We start from the raw sequence: 2,435 nt of genomic DNA, 5'->3' as shown, positions 1-2,435 counted from the left end.
CTAACGCAAAATAAACGATATTTAATATCGACAAAGCTATAATCAGATAAAGCGTGATTTTCATGCCGAGAACACGCTTTTTCAGATCATGGTTTTTGATACCTATGGCATGGATGAGCCTACCCGTGAGCAGGGTGATACCAGCGAGATGAATCATCCAGTTGTATACAATGATGTTTTCAAGAAGAAACATCAGAATCAAGGTGATAGGAATGTATTCAGTGGCATTACCTTGTGCTCGGATGGCTAACTGTAATTCTTCATTGCCACCATCACCCAATCCGATTTTATGTTGTCGGCGCACAGCAATAACACCCAGTGATAACTTGACGATAAATAAGGCGCAGAGGCTGGCATACAGAGCTGTAATCATAATGACTATCCTCGTTTAATGTCCGTCGGTATTACCGCTTACCCAGTGTTGACCTTGTTCGGTGAATTCTTTTTTCCAAAATGGTGCCTTGTACTTTAATTCTTCAATTAACCAGTCACAGGCATCGAGTGCGGCACGGCGATGGGCTGACCAGCAGGCAATAACGACAATGGCATCGCCGGGCAGCACTTCGCCCACACGGTGTACGATCAGGCAGTCCAATAATGGCCATTGATCTTTTGCTTTGTCTTCCAGTTTTTGCAGGTAACGTGCAGTCATCGCCGGATAGTGTTCGAGCAGCATCTTGGTAATATCCGGACGATCACTAAAGTCACGCATCGTACCGACAAAACTGGCCGTGGCGCCAAATTGACCTGCTATGTCCTGAGCACGTTGTTGCTTGGCTATGATTTCCCAAGGCTCAATGCACTGTTCACTCACCCAGCTAGACATATTAACCTCCGGTCACCGGTGGGAAAAACGCCACTTCATCACCGTCTTGGACGGGTGTGTCCAGCTTGGCATAATCCAAGTTGATGGCGACAAGCAGATTATCTGGTACGGGTTTATTTTGAGTCGCTTGATTCCAGGCATCCAGAGCTGTGCTGGCGGCAGCAAGTTCTATATCAGATTGACCTAGCTTTTCACGAAGGCTGGCAAAAAATTTGACTTGAATACTCATCTGGTTGATCGTTTCAGCTAAATTTAAAGCTAGAGGATAACATTTGCGATGTCAGATTTGACCCATTTTAATCAAGCTGGTGAAGCTCATATGGTTGATGTTGGTGGAAAAGCAACCACAGAGCGGCTTGCCATCGCAGAGGGGAAGATTTTGATGCTGCCTGACACATTTAAATTAGTGGAGCAAGGCGGACATAAAAAAGGCGATGTTTTGGGGATTGCTCGCATTGCCGGGATTATGGCGGCGAAAAAAACAGCTGATCTCGTACCGTTGTGTCATCCTCTGGCTTTAACAAAGGTTTCAGTAGAATTTGAGCTAGATAATAAAAATGCATCCATTCACTGCCGGGCAACGGTCGGGACCAGTGGTCAGACTGGCGTCGAAATGGAAGCTCTTACTGCAGTTCAGATCGCCTTGTTGACGATTTATGATATGTGTAAAGCAGTGGATAAAGGTATGATCATGACCGACATTGGTTTGCTGGAAAAATCAGGTGGTAAAAGCGGTCATTGGCAACGTCTTTAGGTAAATATTTCGTCAAAACTAACAAGCTCACCTGAGCGTGCGGTATCGTAGCCTTTGAAGTCTCTGACTTTTCGATGAAAAGCATCACTTTTTAATAAGCTGATAATGGCTTGAACCCGAGGGTCATCCACTAATAACTGCGGTACGACCAAGCAGTAGTGTTCCCATACCAAAGGAATGAATTCCAGATTAAACTTGTCGGCAATGGGAGCGATACCGAAACCGATATCTGCTGCACCACTGGCAACCATGGCTGCAACGGCCATGTGCGTAAACTCTTCATGCGAGTAACCTTTAATCTCATCACTGGAGATATGATGAGCGGCAAGCAGTTGATCAAACAAGGTTCGAGTAGCAGACCCCATTTGACGGTTAATAAAAGTGACACCATCCATTGTTAGAGAGCGGATATCATCAATCTGTTTTGGGTTATCACGAGACACCATCAAGCCTTGGTTTCGTCTGACAACATAGATTAACTGATGCTGTTTTTCATCCAAAAGTTTGAGGTAGTCGATCATCAAATGACGTTTCAATTCACCGATAGGGAGGTGAAAGCCGGCAATGTGACAATCACCGGCTTTGAGTGCTTTCAGACTTTCCTGACTGCCATGAAAATGTAAATCCAATAAAAAATCAGATTGCTGATCAATTAATTCTTTAAGAGCCCCTACAGCTAAGCCATGACTGGTAAAAATCTTAAACGTATCACGTGGACTATGATCGAGGATGGCTTCAAATTCTCGTTTTAGTTCTGTAGAGAAGTTATCCAGTTCAGGAGAAAAAGAGGCACTGAGGTGTCGGTTCGCATGCATCAGTTTCTCCCCGACAACCGCTAACCGAGCCCCCCGGCCC

The 2,435-nt window shown here is 45.1% G+C and carries 5 protein-coding genes; 1 reads left to right on the top strand and 4 read right to left on the bottom strand.

All coding sequences use genetic code 11. The features are described 5' to 3' along the window. The 3 genes from B4K20_RS08925 to moaD form a co-directional block, all read right to left on the bottom strand. A partial coding sequence (locus tag B4K20_RS08925) for an MAPEG family protein (protein ID WP_289282628.1) occupies positions 1–373 on the bottom strand: 373 nt, incomplete at its 3' end. Between the two features lie 15 nt (positions 374–388). Then, a complete protein-coding gene (locus B4K20_RS08920; protein ID WP_289282627.1) occupies positions 389–826 on the bottom strand; it encodes a molybdenum cofactor biosynthesis protein MoaE in 438 nt (145 codons plus the stop codon). A 1-nt stretch (position 827) separates the two neighbouring features. Beyond that, the gene (moaD, locus tag B4K20_RS08915; protein ID WP_286303744.1) at positions 828–1,055 is read right to left on the bottom strand and encodes a molybdopterin converting factor subunit 1; all 228 of its coding nucleotides are present in this window, start codon (positions 1,053–1,055) and stop codon (positions 828–830) included. 48 nt (positions 1,056–1,103) lie between these two features. On the opposite strand from moaD, the gene moaC reads away from it, so the two are divergent. After that, positions 1,104–1,580, top strand: coding sequence for a cyclic pyranopterin monophosphate synthase MoaC (gene moaC, locus B4K20_RS08910; protein ID WP_286303745.1), 477 nt, complete (start codon positions 1,104–1,106; stop codon positions 1,578–1,580). On the opposite strand, the gene B4K20_RS08905 is transcribed toward moaC, so the two are convergent. Further along, positions 1,577–2,435, bottom strand: an 859-nt coding sequence (locus B4K20_RS08905) for a substrate-binding domain-containing protein (protein WP_289282626.1), incomplete at its 5' end; no start/stop codon positions are given. The two genes, moaC and B4K20_RS08905, sit on opposite strands and share 4 nt — an antisense overlap.

Origin of the sequence: Methylophaga sp. UBA5088 (genome assembly GCF_002414625.1) — a bacterium.
Lineage (GTDB): Bacteria > Pseudomonadota > Gammaproteobacteria > Nitrosococcales > Methylophagaceae > Methylophaga > Methylophaga marina.
Note: the sequence above shows the minus strand (reverse complement) of the source record. Positions and strands in the feature narration are given on the sequence as shown.

What these genes read in the sequence shown, in the direction of transcription:
- B4K20_RS08920 (WP_289282627.1), bottom strand. Translation starts at nt 826, where the DNA reads ATGTCTAGCTGGGTGAGTGAACAGTGCATTGAGCCTTGGGAAATCATA.
- moaD (WP_286303744.1), bottom strand. Translation starts at nt 1,055, where the DNA reads ATGAGTATTCAAGTCAAATTTTTTGCCAGCCTTCGTGAAAAGCTAGGT.
- moaC (WP_286303745.1), top strand. Translation starts at nt 1,104, where the DNA reads ATGTCAGATTTGACCCATTTTAATCAAGCTGGTGAAGCTCATATGGTT.